The organism is Zobellia sp. OII3, assembly GCF_002211465.1.
GTDB classification, from domain to species: Bacteria; Bacteroidota; Bacteroidia; order Flavobacteriales; family Flavobacteriaceae; genus Zobellia; species Zobellia galactanivorans.
Genome location: NZ_MWRZ01000007.1, coordinates 1 through 19,508, shown reverse-complemented (window position 1 = coordinate 19,508; position 19,508 = coordinate 1). Strand labels below are relative to the sequence as shown.

Below are 19,508 nucleotides of genomic sequence, written 5' to 3'. Positions count from 1 at the left end.
CCATGCATTTCAAGCTCCTTTTATCGCTGCTTATCACTATTGGTTTTCAGAGCCTCGTCGCGCAGGAAAACAAGCTCTGGAACACTAAAAAATGTGCCGTAGTGCTTACTTACGACGATGCATTAAACGAGCACCTTGACAACGTAATTCCCGCTTTGGACGAACATGGACTTAGAGCTACGTTTTATTTGATCGGCGAATCGGAAACCCTGAACAAAAGACTTGACGAATGGCGTTCAGCGGCCCAAAACGGCCATGAACTGGGCAACCATAGCTTAACCCATCCTTGCATCAATAAACCTGGTCGAAAAAAACCGCTTTCACCCGAAAAGGACTTGGCCAACTTTACCTTAGACCGGGTAGTCAATGAAATTAAGATTACCAACACCTTACTCCACTCTATTGACGGTAAAACCGAACGCACCTTCGCATATCCCTGCGGTCACATGAAAATAGACTCCGTATTGTTCTTCCCCTACCTTAAAGGTGAATTTATTGCGGCCCGGGGAGTTAAACGAAACATGATGACAGCAGGGCAAATAGACCTTGACGATATCAATTGCTTCGGCATGAAAGGGCACACTGGACAGGAAATGAAACAATTGGTCGACCAAGCTATAGAAAGCAATACTCTTTTGGTCTTTCTCTTCCATGGTGTGGGAGGTGGTAGCCCCCTGAATGTTTCGGTAGAGGCCCATCAAGAATTGATAGCCTATTTGCGCGAAAAACAAGATGAAATATGGATCGCTCCCCTAGTCGAGGTTGCGAAATACATAAAGACCCGTACACCACAAAATAAACCGAAAACCATTGAAAAAAACAAATAGATGAAAAAAACGACTTTATTTCTAGTATTGGGATGTCTTACTATGACACTTCAAGCCCAGACCAAAGACTTTTTTCAACAGATCAAAACGGAGAAAATAGCATCGGATCCTTCCATTGAATGGAAGAATTTCGGTCCGGGAATGTCGGGCTATTGCGAAGAATTCTGGAACCACCCCACCGACGCCAACGTGATGTTTATGGGCCCCGATATGCATGTGAGCTACGGAACATGGGACAACGGAAAATCTTGGCATTCGCTAAAAGACCACGATGGGTTGGGCCACGACATGAAACGGGTCTTAGATATTGAATTCTCCCTGCAAAACCCCGACTACGGTATGGCCATCGATTGGAACGGTTGGGTCTTTGAAACCCTTGATCGGGGCCGAAGCTGGAAAAAGACCACGGAATTGGGCGGAAGCCATAAAGACGTAAACATAGACCCCAACGACCCCAAATCATTTGAAAAGGGTTGGTATTACGAACAAGAGGGAACGCGTTTGAGCGAACTGGCCGTAGACCCTACCGACGACAATATCTGGTATGCAGGGGCAGGCGATTTTTGGAACGTAAAGAGCAACCATAGATCGGCCGCCAACCCCAACGGCATTTTCTTCAAATACGCAGCCTATGGCTGCATCTATAAGTCTACCGATAAAGGCCGAACATGGAAAAAAATAACTAAGGGCCTTCACGAAAAGACCGACGTGGGAAAGATTATTGTAAACCCAAAGAACCATCGACACATTGTTATGGCTACCAACTTCGGGGTGCTGCGTAGTACCGATGGCGGACTTTCTTGGAAAAAAGGCGGTAAGGGACTCCCCAACAACCTTCCCCGTGACCTGACCTCCTACTACGATCCAAAAACCAATGAATTTGTTCTGTACTTGGTAGACCAAACCGTTTATGAAGACAAAGGAAATACGGTAAGCGCAAAAGGAGGCGTATTTAAAAGTACCGATGGTGGCAAAAGCTGGAAAGACATTACCGGTAATCTCTATTTTGATATGACTGCCCTCCACTCCAATGCCGAAGTTGACCGTTTCCATAAAACCATGGGATACTGGTTCGGAACCTCAAAGTCGGAATCGAAGAAAAAGTTCACCGCCCTGCCCACAAAAACACTTCCGGTTTTCAATCGATTGGTGGTCAACCCCTTGAACAAAGACGAAATCTATGTGAGCTACAATCGCAAACACGATTTCACCTTCGGCCCAGGCGATGTATGGCGAAGCTTAGATGGTGGAAAAACTTGGATTACCTGTGCCAGATACGGTCCGTATTGGAAAGGAAACAAGGATCTGGACTATTGGAAAAGCAGGAACAACCCTACCGGAACCAATATCGAGTTTGCCCACCTACAGACCTATATGGACGGTACCGCGGGTTCCTCCGGTAACCGAATGATGTCAATAGCCCCTAATGGCAACCTTTATATCGGTATAGACCAACAAACCCTACGATCAACGGACAAGGGCATGACCTGGCAGCAAATAGACGATTATGAGACCTCACCGGGCAGTAACAAATGGATCGGCCGAGGGGGCAGTAATCTTCCGGGAAGGTTTATGCTTTTAGAAACGGGTATTAAAAACAGAAGATTGCTCTGTAGCGGCGAACACGGATTGTGGCAAACCACAGATCTAGAAGGGTGGCCCGACAAGCAGGCCGTAGCCGTTCAGCAGATTGAAGGACAGGTACATGACCATAGCGGTAATCATGGTGCCCATTCCATATCGACCGTAGCGGTACATCCGCAAGACCCCAATACTATTTTCATTTTGTCTTGGCGCCAAGAACACCGCGGGAAATTACGCAAGACTACCGATGGCGGAAAAACTTGGGCGAATATCGCTACCATTTTTGAAGCCGACAATAATTCATGGCAAGGTCTGGCCCCTCAGAACTCCCTATTGATCGACCCGAACAACCCCGATACCATGTATTTCTGTTCGACCTCTCGCAAAATTTCTGAAATAGGTGGGGGAAAACCTGAAAAACTAACCAAAGGGGGGTATGGTTTCTATCGTTCTTTTGACGGAGGCCATACTTGGGAATTGAGCAATACCGGTTTTCATAAAAATGCAAGTGTTAGGCGTATCATTATGCATCCTGATCAACCGGAAACCCTATACGCGGCCCTGAACGATAAAAACGGGGGGCTCTATATGTCTAGGGACAAAGGGAGTAATTGGGAAAAGATGGCCATTCCATCCATCATAAATTCGGTGAACAATGTATTCATAGATCGCAATACCAAGGATATACTTATTTCTACCGGACAACGTAGCGGCACTTATGAAGAAGGCGGAGTTTGGCGGAGTTCGGACGAGGGTGAAACTTGGCAACAAATATTCAAGGCCCCCTTTGTTTGGCAGGCCGAAACCTCTCCCCTTGACCCGAAACTTATCGTTCTCAGCGCTGCGGGACAACAAGTGAGTATGTCCGGTAAATTCATGAATCCGGGGATCTACCTCAGTACAAATGGCGGTAAAAGCTGGAAAAAAATCAACAAGGGCCTGGGCCAACCCGACAAAATCGTCGACGTTAAACCTGACCCCTATAACAAAGATGTGCTTTGGTGTGCCGGATGGGGAAGCGGTTGGTTTATAAGCTATTTGAACGGCAACACCGGCGGGTGGGCCCAATAAGAACCGAAATGAAGCTATTTAGAACCCTTTTTGCTTTCTGCTATGTATTACTGCTTCCTATCGCGGGCATATCGCAGTCTAAAACCTATACCGACCCAAAACCAAGCACCGGTATACAATGCCAACAATGGGAGGTCATCGACGTGGTCTTCCCTGTAAACAAAAGACCAAAGGCCCCTTTTGAGGTTGTGGCCACCGCCCAAGTGACAGATGGAAAACAAACACAGCAGATTCCCCTATTTTACAATGGCAAGGGTACATGGGTGCTACGATACTCCAGTGGCGTCATGGGCGATAAATCCTTCCTAATAACTTCCGAACTAAAGGGTTTGAACGGAAAAAAGGGAAAGATTACCGTCGTTAAAAACCAAAAAAGCGACCGCCATGGAGGCATTGTATTGAACAAAGACAACCCACGGCATTTGTTCTATGAAGACGGTTCACATTACTTTAATCTGGCTTTTGAATGCGATTGGCTCTTTGCTCTCGATTACGGAAAAGAAGATATGGCCAAGACCAAGCACCTCTTATCGCTTTTAAACGAATACCGCTTCAATCAGGTCGTGATGAACGTCTATTCATACGACGTTTCTTGGCCAAAAGACAAACGTCTGGCCGAGCATCCCGAACACGAATATGGGGGACGCGAAGATATTTTCCCGTTTTTGGGGTCCAATTCCAATCCGGACTACAGTTCGCTCAACCTTGACTTTTTCAAGCATTTTGACAAGGTCATCTCAGAAATGCACGATCAAGAAATCGTTAGTCACCTTATGATCTACGTCTGGAACAAACTCGTATCATGGCCGGAAATGGAATCTGAGGCCGACAATAGGTATTATGACTATATCATAAAACGCTACCAAGCTTTTCCGAATATCATCTGGGACGTTTCTAAGGAAGCCCTGCACAAAACCAGGGCCACTGCCGCCTATATTTCAGAACGTATTGAACGGACTAGAAACCTAGATTCTTATGATAGGTTGGTATCCGTCCATGATTATGGCTTCTGTAGAAACCATGCCGATGAAGTCGATTTTATATCGATGCAAAACTGGCAACATACCCTATACCAGAATATGTTGAATGCCCGAAACGACTTCCCCAACAAACCTATTTTTAATATCGAACACGGGGGATATGAAGAATCGCCTTATGTGGTCTTTCCGGGAGCTTACGTAAATGCCGAAGTGTGTTTGCGAAGAAACTATATGTGTCTGTTCGCAGGCGGATACACCACCTATTATTGGCAAGGCGCTTCATGGAATGCCTTGATCCACAACCCTTTTGAACAACCTGAAGATTTTAAAAAACCCCATTTTGAATATTTCACCCACATGCGAAAACTATTTGATTCCGCACCTTTCGAGAATTTTGAACCCAATGCCAGATACAATGGTAGCGGATACAATTTGACCAATGAAAAGGATGGCATCATTTTAATATATACCCCAAAGGAAAACCATTACACCTCGGCCAAGGTTCAGGTTTCAAAGGAGTTCGACTACGAAAACGCCACCCAACAGTGGTTCAATACCCTTACGGGCGAATTGACTCCCGAAGAAAAGTACAATATGAAGGAGCTTGGTTTTTGGGATTACCGCCCATGGCGGTACGAGGCCGATGCCATTCTTATCATTCGCAACCTAAAACCGAAAACTAAATGAAAATCTTAGCCCCTTCTTTCCCTTTTAAATTATGCCCCTGCCTTGTTTTTTTCGTGACATCGGTAATCGGCTTTGCCCAAAACCCGCCTAAGAAAAACGAAAAATCGGCCGCGCCCTATCAAGCGGATTGGTCGTCTTTGCAAAAGCATACTACGCCCGATTGGCTTTATGGAATGAAATTCGGAATCTATTTTCACTGGGGACCACAGACGGTACAAGTAGCTTCCAAAAATCCCGAAATGACGGTTCTTGAAGCTATCGATGCTTGGAAAGGCGAAAAGTTCGATGCTAAAAAATGGGTCGATTTGATGCAAGATGCAGGCGCCCAGTTCGGCGGGCCCGTAGCATGGCACGGTAGCGGGATCGTAAATTGGGATAGCGATATAACGGATTGGAATTCGGTAAACAAAGGACCTAAAGTAGACCTATACGGAAGCCTGGCAAAAGAACTTCGCAAACGCAATATGCCTATAATATCCTCTTTCCATACGGGTGATTTTTGGAGCCGTATGTGGGGCCGATTATCCAAAGACGACCCTACTTACCTCAATCCCCATGAAGATAATTCAAAATACGCTACAGCTAATCAAGGTCGAATAGCGGAAGTTATATTTAAAGCTTGGTTTGACCGTATTTCAGAAGCCATCGATAAATACGAACCGGATATGATCTGGTTCGACACCGGCTTTGGCGGAACCGTAAAGGGCGAATTAAAAAAGTACACAGACCGTGGCCGCCTGTTGCCTGAGGGGGATAATGAACTGATCAGTGTACCGGAAAGCTATCAACAAAAATTGCTCAGTGATTATTTCAACAAGGGGCAAGAACTAGGAAAAGGAGTAGAAGTTTTTTATAAGACCCATGATATCCCTCCGGGAATAGGGATTCGCGATATCGAAGACGGAAACCTATTGGGAATGCAATATGATCCATGGATGGCCGACATCAATATGCAACGCCACTTTGAATGGCGTAACACATGGTTTTACAACCCTGTGAACAAGGTAAAGGATGCCGGTACATTGGTCGACATGTTAATCGATATGACCAGCAAGAATGGCAGAATGCTTTTAAATGTCCCCCCTAAGGCCGATGGAAGTTTTCCTGAGGAAACAAAAAAGGAACTATATGCCATGGGCGATTGGCTAAAGATCAACGGGGAAGCGATTTACAACACCATGCCGTGGATATTTTTTGGTGAAGGCCCTACGGAAGTAACTAACCCAGGCCATCACGGGCAAGGGAAAAACCACGGGGAATTGATTCCGAAATACACTTCAGAAGATATTCGGTTTACCCAGAAAGGCAAAAACCTGTATGCCATCTGTATGGAATGGCCAGGGGAAGAAATTACCATTAGAACCTTAGGCAGTAAAGGGAAGCTCTATCCCAACGATATCAAAAGCATTTCAATGTTGGGAAGTCGTGAAAGCATCAAATGGGAGCAGAAAGCGGAAGGTCTCCTTGTTCAATTTCCCAAAGAAAAACCATGCGACTTCGCTTATGTACTAAAAATCGAGCGCCATTAAATTTTCCCGCTTAAAATAATAGAACACTAATATAGTACTATAAAAAATGACACCTCTAAATCACCGCCGACAAAAAGAAAATAGCAACCTTGCATTCACTTTTCTGTCAATTGCCTTGCTTCTTTTTTGCCATTTGAGCTTATCGGCACAAAGTGTTCTCCTTGGGGACAACGCTCCCTACCCCAATGTAAACGATGGTGATTTTAATTTAATACAGGCCGGTTCTTGGCGCCTCGGATTGCAATCCCCATTCTGGACCCCCTCTATGGAACCTCAAAAAGAAGGACACTCTATGGGCCTGTTCGCCGGTCGCTATTTTAGCTCTTTTGATTATGCCTATATCGATTCCAAGCCCTTGAGCACCACCCCTGCTTATCAAGACCTAAAAGTGGGCGATGAATTGAACTGGAGCCTTGGGGCCGATCTGGAATACATCAGCAAGGGTTCCCTTTCCTTACACCTCTTCTTTGGTGAACAAGAGCGCATCTTGGCCGAAAAAGTAAAACTCATAGGTTCGGACAAAACCATAGAACATTTTTCAGGGACTTATACCGTAACCCAAAAAGACGTAATGGCGGGACCTCCCCGTGTTCGGGTAGTATTTTATTCCAGTGAAGACGTTAAAGTTTTTCTAGATTATGTCAACCTTAGCGTAAGAGCTCCCGAAAAAGAAGGTCCTACCCTCTCGGGAAAAATAGTGGCCAACGGTATCCGTTTGGATTGGACGGACAAAAAAGCGCATTCAGACAGCAAGTTTTCGGTTTACAGAAGCAAAGGAAAAAGCGAAACGTACAAAAAACTGACTACGACCGCTGATCTTAGCTTTACCGATACAAACCTTATCAACGGTATGGCATATAGCTATGTCGTAACCCGTCTCGACACCTCAGAATCGTCAGGATCCAACAAGGTGCTTCTTAAAAAAATAGACCATGAGGCTCCTGCCCCTCCTACAATACTAAAAATTGAGGCCCTTGAAACTGAAATTAAACTGGAGTGGAACAAAAGTGTCGATGTTGATGTGGCCCATTATTCGGTTTATAGAGGAGGGGCCAACGGAAATCATCTTCGCCAGATCGCCCATGACCTTACAAGCACCGAATATGTTGATTTCACCCCGAAAAAAGGGGACTATAACTCGTATGTGGTCTTTACCCATGATCATTCGGGGAATAAGAGTGAGGCTTCACAACTGGTAAGGGCCAAAGTAAAAGCGATATCCGGCACTTCGTTTAGCGACCTTATCCTACCCATGCCCATCCATAAGCAATTGCGGACCGATCTATGGGGAGCGGAAGGCGTTGTGCCCCGTGACCCTGATAATGGCATAGAAGATCCCGAATGGAGCTATTGGGGCGGCAGACCGGTAAAGGACCAAGATAACAAATACCATATGCTGGTCACCCGATGGCCCGCAAACGCAACCAAAGGCCATTGGGAATGGCCCAATTCAACGGTGGCCCATGTAGTCTCCGAAACACCGACCGGACCGTACAAGGTTAAAGAAGATACGGCCTATGGTTTTCATAATGGACTAGGCCATAATCCCGATATAATTCTATTGAACGACGGCACATATATGCTGTATTCCTTGATAGATTGGGAAGCGACCCTATTCACCTCCAAGAGCATGAACGGCCCATGGAAGCGTTTGGGAACCATGACCGTCGATTGGAAAAGTACCAATGAAGACGAAAAACTTTCATACCGGTATTATCGTAACCTTTCTGGAGTTCAGTTAGAAGATGGCCGCTTTCTATTTGTAACCAAGGCCGGGGAAATGATGCGCAGTGCCACAGACGACCCACTCGGGCCCTATACCGTGCTGACCGACCAGGTCCGATACAACCCCATTATTCCCAAAAAATATAGAAACTCCAATTACGAAGACCCGGTTCTTTGGAAGGATGAAGTACAGTATCATATGATGATTAACGCATTCTGGGACTATCGCGCCATTTACCTACGTTCACCTGATGGCATCCATTGGAAGTTCAATCCCGGTACGGCTTACACACCAGACAATACTTCCTACGAAGACGGTACGCGAACCCATTGGTACAAGTTAGAGCGCCCGCATATATTGCAAGATGAATACGGCAGGGCCACCCATCTTTCCCTTGCCGTAATAGATGTCCCAAAAGCAGATGATTTGGCCAGGGATAAACACAGTTCAAAAAACATCATTGTTCCCCTTACCGTACACAAGCGCATTCAGCTCTTGAACAAACACAAGATAGGCCCATCAACAAAGAAGATAAGGGTCTTGATACATTCAGAAGCGGATTTTGACGCCCAAAACGATATCGACCTTGCCTCTTTACGATTCGGCGCTTCAGAGGAAGTCGATTTTGGAAAGGGCTCAAAAGTTATTAAATCCAAGAAAAAAAGGAAGGATCTCATCGTGGAATTTGACGGCTCTGGAAATGGAATTACGGATATGAATTTTGCAGGAAAACTGCTTGGAAAAACAAAGGAAGGAAAGTTGATTATTGCTTTCTCTAAGCTTGCAGCGGACAAAGGTTAAGCGCTACAAACATTTCAAATAATAGTATAGTCCCCAAAACTTACGATAGAATCACTTAAACAAATCTATGAACCTATAAACCCAAAATAAATGAATCTGTAAAAATCTCAACAATTTATGATCAAGGAACAACGCTTGATCGCTAACAGTAATTAACAAAACTCAAAAACAAATTAGATTATGTATAATTTAAAACGAATTAGGTTTGCTACGGTAGTAATATTATGCCTAGGAAATATATATCATAGCTGGGCCCAGACCGAAACTGCCGATGTCAACGATATAGACCAGATTATTGCATGGGGAAATGATGGTGTAACAAAAAAAATAATCTTTCCCGAAGGAGTGTATAAATTTTCAAAAACCATGACTTTTGTAAATGATGGATTAATCTTAGAGGGAAGCGGCAAAAATAAAACGATTCTTCAACTGACCTCTAAAAAAGGAGCTTTAATCGATGCCAAGGGCAATAATTATAGAATATCCGACCTAACCCTAGATGGAGGAAAAAACCAAAAATCTTGGGGCAATACTATATTTCGCTTCAATAAGAGCAAGGGACATCAATTTAAAAATGTAGAATTCACCAATTCCCTCTGGAATGCCATTACCGCCATTACCGCTTACGCTACCGATGGCTTGGTTTTAAAGAACTGTATTTTTTCGAACATAGAATTTATGCCGGTTCAAATTTTTAATCGCAACACGAACAAACGAGGAGGAGAAGTCGTTTTAAGTGTTGATAAGGTACTGATCGATGGCTGTATCTTTAAGGAAGGCTATAAAACCGCCATTTCATCGGATAATGGAAACGATAGGGAAGACAGTGGCGGTGGTACGGGAAGAAGGTATACCGAAAGCACAAGCCTAAACGGCTCGATCATTGAAAATTGTACGTTTGAAAAAAGTAAACAATTTCATATCGCAATGGTACAATCAAAAGATGTGATTATACGAAGGAATACATTTGCGGGTATGACGGATGATGCAGGAGGAGGCTGCCAACCTATCCATATGGAACAGTTTACCCAAAACATCGAAATTTACAACAATACCTTCTCCATGTCCAATACGGTATCTCGACCATATACCTACATCCACATAAATGGTACCGAGGGACATAAAAGGGTAACCCAGTCACGGCCCTCCGATACGTACAAAACATGGACATACAATGTATACGGAAGTAATGAAAGGAGGGCAAATACAAAATGTGCGAAAACAGGGCACATTAACAAAGATTGTAAACGAGATGTACACGCATATGGACCTAGAAACATCTATATTGCCGGAAACACCTTCAATTCTTCTACAAAAATCGCAAAGTACATCACAATCAATGAGGGAGAAAATATACAGATCGGAACCAAAAAGGGTGGTGCAATCAAGTTGAACAATTTCATGGGCGGCGATGCAAACACTAAAAAAATATCCTTTGGCGGAAATGATGAAGGAACGGGAGATGTGCTGATCAAAGCAGGCCAGAATATCGTAAAGACCAATGTTGATATTCTAGATGTCAGTTTTGACAAAGACCCTATTCGGTTGCAAAAGCCGATTGTTATCGAAGAAGAAAACAAGGCTTCTAAAAACGAGGTCGATAAAGAAGAAACACTGTTTTATCCAAACCCGGCAAAAAGCACCATAACCCTTACCACAGAACTTACCGATTACTCCGTCGTAATCCTGACCGTATCAGGACAGGTCCTAAAGGTTCTAAAATCTAACAAAATACCGAATAAGACCATTGACTTAAGCGAGTTTGACCCCGGTATATACGTGTTGATAGTCAAAACAAAGGATGGAACTAAAAAATCGCAAAAATTGATTATAGACCGCTCTAATAAAATCTAATCCCAACTTGGTTGACGACATCGAATTACAATGATATTGTAGAAGATGCCTCGACGAACAAAGGTGTGTAAAACAAATGCCCCAAGATACAAGGTAAAATATCTTGGGGCTATTACACATTTTTTTGAAGGTTTTGAAAAAGGACTATTTAAAACCTACTAAGAAGGGATAATACAAAAAATACTAAGGACCAAAACACTGTTTCAAAAAATAGAACACTATGAATCGATTTACATTAATACAAAAAATATGTTTTCTAGTTTTCCTTGCGGGACTTAGCAGTTCCCTGAAAGCTCAAGACCTCCCTAATATTGTAATCGTAATGGCCGATGATATCGGTCTTGGCGATATTGGTTTTTACCACAAAGAAAGAACGGGCAAAGACCCTTTGGTTCCAACCCCCAATATCGACAAGCTCATTCGGCAAGGCATGCGGTTTTCCGATGCCCACTCCCCCGCTTCTTTATGTGCTCCTACCCGATATTCAATGATGACCGGTAATTACCCGTACAGAAATACAAATAGCCCTTGGGGCGTATGGTCCCCGTTGACCAGCGACGGCATTGGCGATAATGCCACGACCCTATCCCGTATCGCTAAAAAGGCGGGCTATAATACCGCATTCTTCGGAAAATGGGGATTGGGCGGCGTTTGGAACGGTGCCCCCGACGATTACTCAAAGACCGAAGGAGGCGCGCAGCGCTTCGGTTTCGATTACTCTATAGAATTGCCCCAAGGCATACAGAACAAACCCTATATCTATTATGAAAATGGGGAATGGATGAAACTACAAGCCGATTCCAAATTGGTACACATTCCTTTTGAACAGACCGAATATGAAGAAGATAATAGAAAACGCAATCGCGACGGCATCGGTGATTCCCACTGGAATCCTTCCTTAGCCGGACCCATATTGGCCAACAAGGCCGTAGACTATATTAAGAACCAAAAACAAAAACCCTTCTTCATCTATTACTGCAGTCAGGCGGTACACGTTCCGCACACCCCTGCCGAAACCTTAGACGGCGTAAAAATCAAAGGGAGCACTTTGGGCAATCACGGTGATATGATCGCCGAACTCGATGCTCAGGTCGGCATGATGATAAAGGCCCTAAAAAAAACCGGCACATACAAAAACACCCTTTTTGTATTTACTTCCGATAATGGCGGTCTCAATCACGACAGGGCCTTGACCCAAGCAGGTCACGATTCGAGCAATGGCCTAGCGGGTAAAAAAGCTTCGATCTACGAAGGTGGGCATCGCGTTCCCTTTGTAGCCGTATGGCCCGGAAAAATCGATAAAAACTCAGTATCCGATGTTGCCATTGTGGGCCACGACATGGTCGCTACACTCTCAGAAATTGTCAACCTACCTTTAGACGATAAGGTCTTGGACTCCGCCAACCTCATGCCGATTTTTACACAAAATTCCGATCAGCCCGTCCATAAATACCTCATGCACATGTCGCAAGCCGCTAACGGTCCCTTTTACGCCATACGTGATGGCCACTACAAATTGATCCTGCGTGGCAAAAACAAAAAAAACTTCAAGGACCTAAAGCCCATAGAGTTATACCATTTAAAGGATAATGTTCAGGAGAAAAAAGAAATGAACCTTATAGACCGCCCCGAACAGGCCAAGCGTGTAGCCCGAATGCACAAGAAATACCTTGAATTGAGAAACAACGATACAAGCACGCTTTTTTAAAAACATGTAAACACATACCAAAACCATATACCAAGAAAAAAGAATGATCATGAAAAAAAGCATTTTTAAATTGCTAGCCATTTTGCTATGGCTCCCTACCCTTTTATCGGGCCAAGAAAAAAACAAGCAGCCCGAAGGGTTTCCGTTCATCCTTCCCAAAGAAAAACCCAATCGGCCATTGAGTGCGGCCATGCAACGCAACTACGACAACTATATGGCCCCGAGGCCCGAAAACAACGAACTCTATACGCAATTCAAGTATACCGAATTAAAGGGCTTTGATTACAACGGCCATGATGGTACCATTTCGCGAAGAGACCCCTCAAAAGTCATCTACGAAAACGGCAAATATTACGTGTGGTATACCTATCGCAACACCCCGACCCCTCCGCAAGGCGCAAAAAACAGCAATGATACCATTCCCTCGGCAGATTGGGACTTGGCTGAAATTTGGTATGCTACCAGTAAGGATGGTTTTACTTGGGAAGAACAGGGCGTGGCCGTACCCAGACCTCCCAAACCGAACGTAGGCTGGCGCTCGGTTACCACTACCGACATTTTAAAATGGAAAGGAAAATTCTACCTGTATTATCAAGGCTTTATGGAAGCCAGTGGAACAAGGGGCGATGATTGTCCCGTTGCCGTTTCCTATGCCGATTCCCCTGACGGCCCCTGGACGCCCCATACCGAGGTGGTCATTCCCAACGGGAAAAAAGGGGAATGGGACCAATATTCCATTCACGATCCTTACCCCATTGTCTATAAAGACAAAATTTACCTGTACTACAAGTCCGATTTTGACGGCGACCCCAATTTGGTGCGTATGCAAGGTTTAGCCATAGCCGATAATCCCTTGGGGCCTTTTAAAAAGAGTCCCTTGAACCCGGTAATCAACTCGGGCCATGAGACTACTTTGTTTCCCTTCAAAGAAGGTATGGCCGCCTTGGTCATACGTGACGGCACCGAACACAATACCGTGCAATACGCCGAAGACGGGGTCAATTTTAACATTGCCTCCATAGTCGAGTTTATGCCCAATGCCGCCGGGCCATACGTAGCCGACGCCTTCACCAACACCAAATACGGACGGGGCATTTCTTGGGGCATATCGCATTTTACCAATGCCACGACCTGGGACCAAAACCATGCCGTATTGGCCCGCTTTGACTGCGATCTAAGCCTAGATGTAGACGACCCACAAATGAAGCGCTTGGGTACTTATTTCAAGCCCGAATTCTACTACCAAATGGGACTTTCAAAAAAACAACGCGAACGCATCGAAAAACAACATAAATAATCTAACCTTTATAAAAATTAAATACACTCATAAACAACAAATATGTATCAAACCATCTACCACCTTAAAAGAAGTCTCCTAAAAAGAGGTAATCTATTTTTACTGCTACCCGCCATCATGATGACGCTTAGCAACTGTAAAAAAGAAAAGCCGGTCTATACAGACCTTATTTACACCAAACCCGAATTGGTAAAAGATCCCCCTTCGACTTTTATGTCTCCCGAAGAAAGCATGAAGAACATGTACCTTCCCGAAGGCTACCATATGGAACTCGTAGCCAGTGAACCCATGATCAACGAACCGGTTACTATTGCTTGGGGCCCCGATGGCAAACTCTATGTGGCCGAAATGTTGACCTATATGCAAGATATAGACGGTACCGATGAAAACGAGCCATGGAGCCGGGTCTCGGTTTTAGAAGACCTCGATGGCGATGGAAAAATGGACAAAACTACCGTATTCGTAGATAGCTTGATCCTGCCTCGAATACTGCTTCCGCTCGATGACCGTGTCATTATCGGGGAAACCTACAATCGTAGCCTATACACCTACCGTGATACCGATGGCGATAACGTGGCCGATGAAAAAAAACTCATCCTTAAAAATGACAAACGCGACAACGCCAACTTAGAACATCAGTCCGCCACCATGATATGGGGCTTAGACAACTATCTTTATCTATCCAACGGTTCCCTACGATACCGTTTTGCCAAAGGTGAAATGGAAATCGACACCCTCATGGATGCCCCCTCCGGACAATGGGGTATGACACAGGATGAAATCGGCCAAATCTATTATTCCAGCGCAGGAGGCGAGACTCCCGCCTTGGGCTATCAACAACACCCCTATTACGGCAATTTGGAAATGGAAGGAAAATGGGAAGAAGGTTTTGAAAAAGTATGGCCCATTATCGGAACACCTGACGTTCAGGGTGGTTTTGGCCGCTTGCGCGAAGATGGTACATTGAACCATTTTACGGCTAGCTGCGGACAGTCGATTTTCTTGGGCGACAAACTCCCCATGTACGGCGACCTCTTCATTCCTGAACCTGTCGGACGCTTGATCCGCAGGGCCAAAGTCAATATCGTAAACGGTAAAAAAGTATTGTCAAACCCTTATGGTGAAACCGAATTCCTGGCATCTACCGACACCAACTTTAGACCTGTGGATACCCAGACCGGCCCTGATGGCTGCCTGTATGTGGTAGATATGTACCGAGGTATCATACAAGAAGGCAACTGGGTCAGAAAAGGTAGCTTTCTACGTCCCGTGGTAGAACGAAAAGGCTTTGACAAGAACATAGGAAAAGGACGGATCTACAGAGTGGTCCACGACCAAATCGCCCCTTCAAAACAAGAAGACCTATTACACAAATCCAGTGATGCACTATTAGACTATTTACACCATCCGAACGGCTGGTACCGGCTAACCGCCCAAAAGCTATTGGTACTCAAACAAGACAAGGCTATCGTTTCCGATTTAAAGGATATAGTTACCGGAGGCGAACCCTTTATCGGTTCTATGTTCGGGAATGCCGACTATGCCTTGGGCAGGCTCCACGCCATCTGGACATTAGAGGGCCTCGATGCCATTGACAAAGCCCTTGTATTGACCGCGCTACAAGATAAGGACGCCCGCGTACGCATGGCGGCCTTACGCGTAGGAGAGCCCTTGTTGGCTGCTGGAGATTCAAGCGTTCTTGAGGCTGTAAAAGCCCTGAAAAATGACAACGAACCCGAGGTGCTACAGCAAGTGGTACTCTCCCTAAGGTCGGCCAAGGACAAGGCGGGCAAAGAAACCATTTCCGAAATTATGGCCAACCACCCAAGTAATGAGGTTATAGCGGTTATCGGCAAGGAAAGCCTAAAAGAGATTCCCCGGGAAATCGAACAGATCAAAAGGCAATACGTTCTAGAGAGTAGCAATACCCGAAATAGAATTGTTAACGGATATACCCATTTCAAAAACCTATGTGCCTCTTGTCATGGCAAAAACGGCGAAGGAATTGAAGGTATGGCCCCTTCATTGATCGGCTCCCCTAGGGTAACCGCAAAAAAATGGGATATCCCTGTAAAAATTCTTCTAAACGGACTAACAGGTCCTATTGACGGCAAGGAGTACTCAGGGGTTATGGTCGGCATGAAACAACAAGACGATGACTACATTGCCAGTGTATTGACCTATATCAGAATGCACTTAAACGATTCGAAGGGTATTGGCGCATGGCAGGTTAGAAACGTTCGGAACAGTCAAAAAGATCGTGAAGACTATTGGACGATCGAAGAACTGGAAAAAGAGAAGTAAGATCTTTTAATTCAAAACACTTAGATCGTTATAGTATGAAAACATTTAAAATAATGCTCTGTGCGCTATTTTTATCCGTAGCGGCTTGGAGCCAAAATGCAAACTTGCCAGAAGGTTTTATAAAAACGGACCGTAGTAAACTTAATATTAACCAAGGTTGGAAGTTCCATTTGGGCGATCCCGACGCCGATTTCTATACATTGGATACGGATGATTCGAAATGGGAGACGGTCAACGTTCCCCACGGATTGGAACTGACTACGATGGACCTGAACGGCGCCCAAGATGATAAGTACCAAAAAACCTTTATGCGAAAAGTAGGATGGTACCGAAAAGAGGTTCAGGTTTCGGAAAATGCGAACACCAAAGTTTTTCTTGAGTTTGAAGGCGTTCACCAAGTAACCGATGTTTGGGTCAATGGCAAACACATCGGTCAGCATGCCGTTGGAGGCTACACCCCTTTCCACTTTGATATTACCGATTTTGTAAATCGAGGGAAAAAAAACCTAGTTACGGTTCTGGCCGATAACCGTAGACGCGAAGACGTTCCACCTGATCCAGGGCCTATGGACTATATCAAGTTTGCCGGCCTATACCGCGATGTATATTTGGTCGAGACTAATCCCTTGCACATTACCTTTAACTGGGAAGCCGAAAATGCCGGCCAGTATATTACCACCCCGACCGTAGATCCGGTAAACCTAAATGCTACGATCAATATCAAAACAACGGTCCGTAATGAAAGTGGCCAGTCTAAAAAGACCACGGTAGTAAACAGGATTATAGATGACAACGGACTGGTTGTATTAAAGTTGAAGCAGACCAAAACAATCCCTAGCGGAACGGACGTTCAGTTTAATCTTATCGGAAGTATAGAAGACAATTTAAAACTATGGTCTACCGACGAACCTAATTTGTACCGTGTACATACTTTGGTTTTTGACGATGATCAGGCCGTAGATCAAGCCGAAGTTAAAACAGGCTTTCGTAAAATTGAAATGAACAACCACGACGGTGTCGTCCTTAATGGAAAGCCCATAAAACTCATTGGCACCAATTTGCACCAACACTATGGCTTTATAGGTGATGCCATGCCCAATTCTTTACATTATAAAGATATTCTTCAATTGAAGAAATTAGGCATGAACGTAATTCGTACCGCCCATTACCCACATGACAACTCTTTGCTCGAGGCCTGCGACGAACTCGGTATGTTGGTATATGAAGAAGCCCCGACATGGATGTCAATCGGTAACGAAGCATGGTTCGACAATTATGAAAAAGCGGCTAGAACCATGGTCAGGAACCATAGAAACCATACCTCTGTATTTATTTGGGGAGCGGGTATCAACCATAGGGGCTATGTGCCTAGGGCCCATAACGTCATCAAACAGGAGGATCCGTTCAGATATACCGCTTCGCAAAGTAGCCGGTGGACGGGTTGGCAAACTTCCGGCCTGACCGATATTTATGGACAAATGGTTTATGGCCCCTATTATTGGAGTGGTGATGAACCCGTTCTGGCCATGGAAGGCCGTCGTGGCCCCGAAGCCGTCAATGCATATATGAACGACCCTATGAAACTGGGACTCATTTCGTGGACGGCCCACGCCTATTACACCTTTCATCCTACCAAAACCCCAAAAAACAGAAGTCGCGGTGGCTTTATGACCGCTTTTCGTTATCCAAGACCCGAGGAAAACTTGGCCTGGTACCCCGCCGAACTTACCGACTACCCCTATCTACATATCGCCACCGATTGGAAAGAAGGCACCAAGGAAGTCGTAGTCTTCAGCAATTCTGAAAAAGTAGAATTAAAAGTGAACGGTAAGACCATAGCCACACAGCATCCTTCCAAAGCCGATAAGTACAAATACCTCAAACATGCCCCGTTCGTTTTTTCCATTCCCGAATACGAAAAAGGAAAACTCACCGCAAATGGTCTGATCGAAGGAAAAGTAGTGGTTTCGGAAACTACCCAGACCCCCGAATCCGCTTATAAAATCGTACTCGAGCCCGATACCGAAGGACGAAAATTTGTTGCCGATGGTTCCGATATCCTTGTAGCCTACGCCAAAGTGGTCGATAAGAACGGAACCCTTTTACAAGATGCCGAGATGAATATCGCATTTTCGGTTAAGGGCGATGCGGAGATTATTGGCGACAAAGAAGGCATAGGTTCCAACCCCATGCCTACGGAGTACGGTGTGGCACCTGTATTGATACGGGCCGGTAACACTCCTGGAAACATAAGCATAACGGCCAAGGCAAAAGGCCTAAAATCAGCTAGTGCAAGGGTAACTACCCAAAAAGCAAATTTTGATGTCATCGCGACTAATGCAAAACCTATTTACGACTTTGAAACACTTCGAGTGGATTTGGGCGGCGAAGAACAATTGGTACAGTTCGATTGGACGCCCTGGAACGGGAAAGACAACGCCCCATCAACCAAAGAGTTCAAAGAATTCGGAGGTTTTTCCGCTACGGTTCAAAGTAAGGGCCATGCCAGTTCGACCCGTTGGTTAGGCGAAATAAATGTTATCGGAAAGTACGGTTTTGCACATGGCGAAGGTGTCTTGGGCATATCTAAAGAAGGACTCAGCCTAGAATTTTCAGGTCTAAGAAAAGGAAGGTACAAATTGAATACGGTGCATCATGCCCCAAGGACCAATACCGATAGTATGGACCCCAATCAAGAAAAAATGGCCACTTATAAAATCTATAAGATTCCCTATGCCAGAGAAATCGGTATTACGCTTAGCGATGCGAACGGTACCTCTACCCTACCGAACATTACGGTTACTGAAGGAGAAAATATGCAGACCACACCGTTTCAACCTACTGAAATCTATTTTGAATCGGATGGAAAAAACAAGGTGATCCTTGTTTTTAAAGGCTCCGACGAAAAAGCGGTTTGGCTCAATAGTTTTATTTTGAGCGAGTGGCATTAAAAAATCACCTTTGAACCTTCTAAAAATCCCTTCGGTTATGCCGAGGGGATTTTTTTTACATCGAACTCATTTAAACTTTTTTAGTTTGATTTTTTTCAGGGCGATTACGATGAATGATAGGTAGTTGAACCCTTTCCAACTCTCAACGGAGGTATCGAACCTGTTGAGCAGTGACCTGAAACTGTCGAT

General features: G+C 44.8%; 10 protein-coding genes and 1 pseudogene. 10 read left to right on the top strand and 1 reads right to left on the bottom strand.

All coding sequences use genetic code 11. From position 1 onward, the window contains the following. Positions 1-2 precede the first annotated feature (2 nt). From B4Q04_RS16590 to B4Q04_RS16545, 10 genes are all read left to right on the top strand, one after another. Positions 3-827 carry a polysaccharide deacetylase family protein gene (locus B4Q04_RS16590; RefSeq protein WP_013994953.1) on the top strand — a complete coding sequence of 275 codons (825 nt, stop codon included), beginning with the start codon at positions 3-5 and terminating at the stop codon, positions 825-827. Further along, positions 828-3,482 (top strand): WD40/YVTN/BNR-like repeat-containing protein, encoded by a 2,655-nt coding sequence (locus tag B4Q04_RS16585; RefSeq protein ID WP_088697477.1) that lies wholly within the window; start codon positions 828-830, stop codon positions 3,480-3,482. It abuts the gene before it with no gap. Positions 3,483-3,490: 8 nt separating this feature from the next. Beyond that, entirely contained in the window at positions 3,491-5,149 is a 1,659-nt protein-coding gene (locus B4Q04_RS16580) for a DUF4038 domain-containing protein (RefSeq protein ID WP_013994951.1), read from the top strand. Continuing rightward, positions 5,146-6,678 carry an alpha-L-fucosidase gene (locus B4Q04_RS16575; RefSeq protein ID WP_088697476.1) on the top strand — a complete coding sequence of 511 codons (1,533 nt, stop codon included), beginning with the start codon at positions 5,146-5,148 and terminating at the stop codon, positions 6,676-6,678. The genes B4Q04_RS16580 and B4Q04_RS16575 overlap by 4 nt, the downstream gene beginning before the upstream one ends. Positions 6,679-6,724: 46 nt before the next feature. After that, positions 6,725-9,205 carry a hypothetical protein gene (locus B4Q04_RS16570; RefSeq protein WP_088697475.1) on the top strand — a complete coding sequence of 827 codons (2,481 nt, stop codon included), beginning with the start codon at positions 6,725-6,727 and terminating at the stop codon, positions 9,203-9,205. A 180-nt stretch (positions 9,206-9,385) separates the two neighbouring features. Next, complete coding sequence (locus B4Q04_RS16565; protein ID WP_088697474.1) at positions 9,386-11,059, top strand: T9SS type A sorting domain-containing protein; 1,674 nt, start codon at positions 9,386-9,388, stop codon at positions 11,057-11,059. A gap of 220 nt (positions 11,060-11,279) precedes the next feature. Then, the gene (locus B4Q04_RS16560; RefSeq protein WP_088697473.1) at positions 11,280-12,767 is read left to right on the top strand and encodes a sulfatase family protein; all 1,488 of its coding nucleotides are present in this window, start codon (positions 11,280-11,282) and stop codon (positions 12,765-12,767) included. A 49-nt stretch (positions 12,768-12,816) separates the two neighbouring features. After that, the gene (locus B4Q04_RS16555) at positions 12,817-14,064 is read left to right on the top strand and encodes a glycoside hydrolase family 117 protein (protein WP_088697568.1); all 1,248 of its coding nucleotides are present in this window, start codon (positions 12,817-12,819) and stop codon (positions 14,062-14,064) included. Positions 14,065-14,106: 42 nt separating this feature from the next. Then, positions 14,107-16,368: a c-type cytochrome gene (locus B4Q04_RS16550; protein WP_088697472.1), complete on the top strand. Its 2,262-nt coding sequence runs from the start codon at positions 14,107-14,109 to the stop codon at positions 16,366-16,368. Positions 16,369-16,403: 35 nt separating this feature from the next. Then, entirely contained in the window at positions 16,404-19,319 is a 2,916-nt protein-coding gene (locus tag B4Q04_RS16545; RefSeq protein WP_201723409.1) for a glycoside hydrolase family 2 protein, read from the top strand. Between the two features lie 66 nt (positions 19,320-19,385). On the opposite strand, the pseudogene B4Q04_RS22965 reads toward B4Q04_RS16545, so the two are convergent. After that, positions 19,386-19,508, bottom strand: a pseudogene (locus B4Q04_RS22965) (IS5 family transposase); the annotation flags it as partial.

Excerpts from the sequence above, each read along its gene's own strand:
- B4Q04_RS16590 (WP_013994953.1), top strand. The coding sequence starts at position 3 with ATGCATTTCAAGCTCCTTTTATCGCTGCTTATCACTATTGGTTTTCAG.
- B4Q04_RS16585 (WP_088697477.1), top strand. The coding sequence starts at position 828 with ATGAAAAAAACGACTTTATTTCTAGTATTGGGATGTCTTACTATGACA.
- B4Q04_RS16580 (WP_013994951.1), top strand. The coding sequence starts at position 3,491 with ATGAAGCTATTTAGAACCCTTTTTGCTTTCTGCTATGTATTACTGCTT.
- B4Q04_RS16575 (WP_088697476.1), top strand. The coding sequence starts at position 5,146 with ATGAAAATCTTAGCCCCTTCTTTCCCTTTTAAATTATGCCCCTGCCTT.
- B4Q04_RS16570 (WP_088697475.1), top strand. The coding sequence starts at position 6,725 with ATGACACCTCTAAATCACCGCCGACAAAAAGAAAATAGCAACCTTGCA.
- B4Q04_RS16565 (WP_088697474.1), top strand. The coding sequence starts at position 9,386 with ATGTATAATTTAAAACGAATTAGGTTTGCTACGGTAGTAATATTATGC.
- B4Q04_RS16560 (WP_088697473.1), top strand. The coding sequence starts at position 11,280 with ATGAATCGATTTACATTAATACAAAAAATATGTTTTCTAGTTTTCCTT.
- B4Q04_RS16555 (WP_088697568.1), top strand. The coding sequence starts at position 12,817 with ATGAAAAAAAGCATTTTTAAATTGCTAGCCATTTTGCTATGGCTCCCT.
- B4Q04_RS16550 (WP_088697472.1), top strand. The coding sequence starts at position 14,107 with ATGTATCAAACCATCTACCACCTTAAAAGAAGTCTCCTAAAAAGAGGT.
- B4Q04_RS16545 (WP_201723409.1), top strand. The coding sequence starts at position 16,404 with ATGAAAACATTTAAAATAATGCTCTGTGCGCTATTTTTATCCGTAGCG.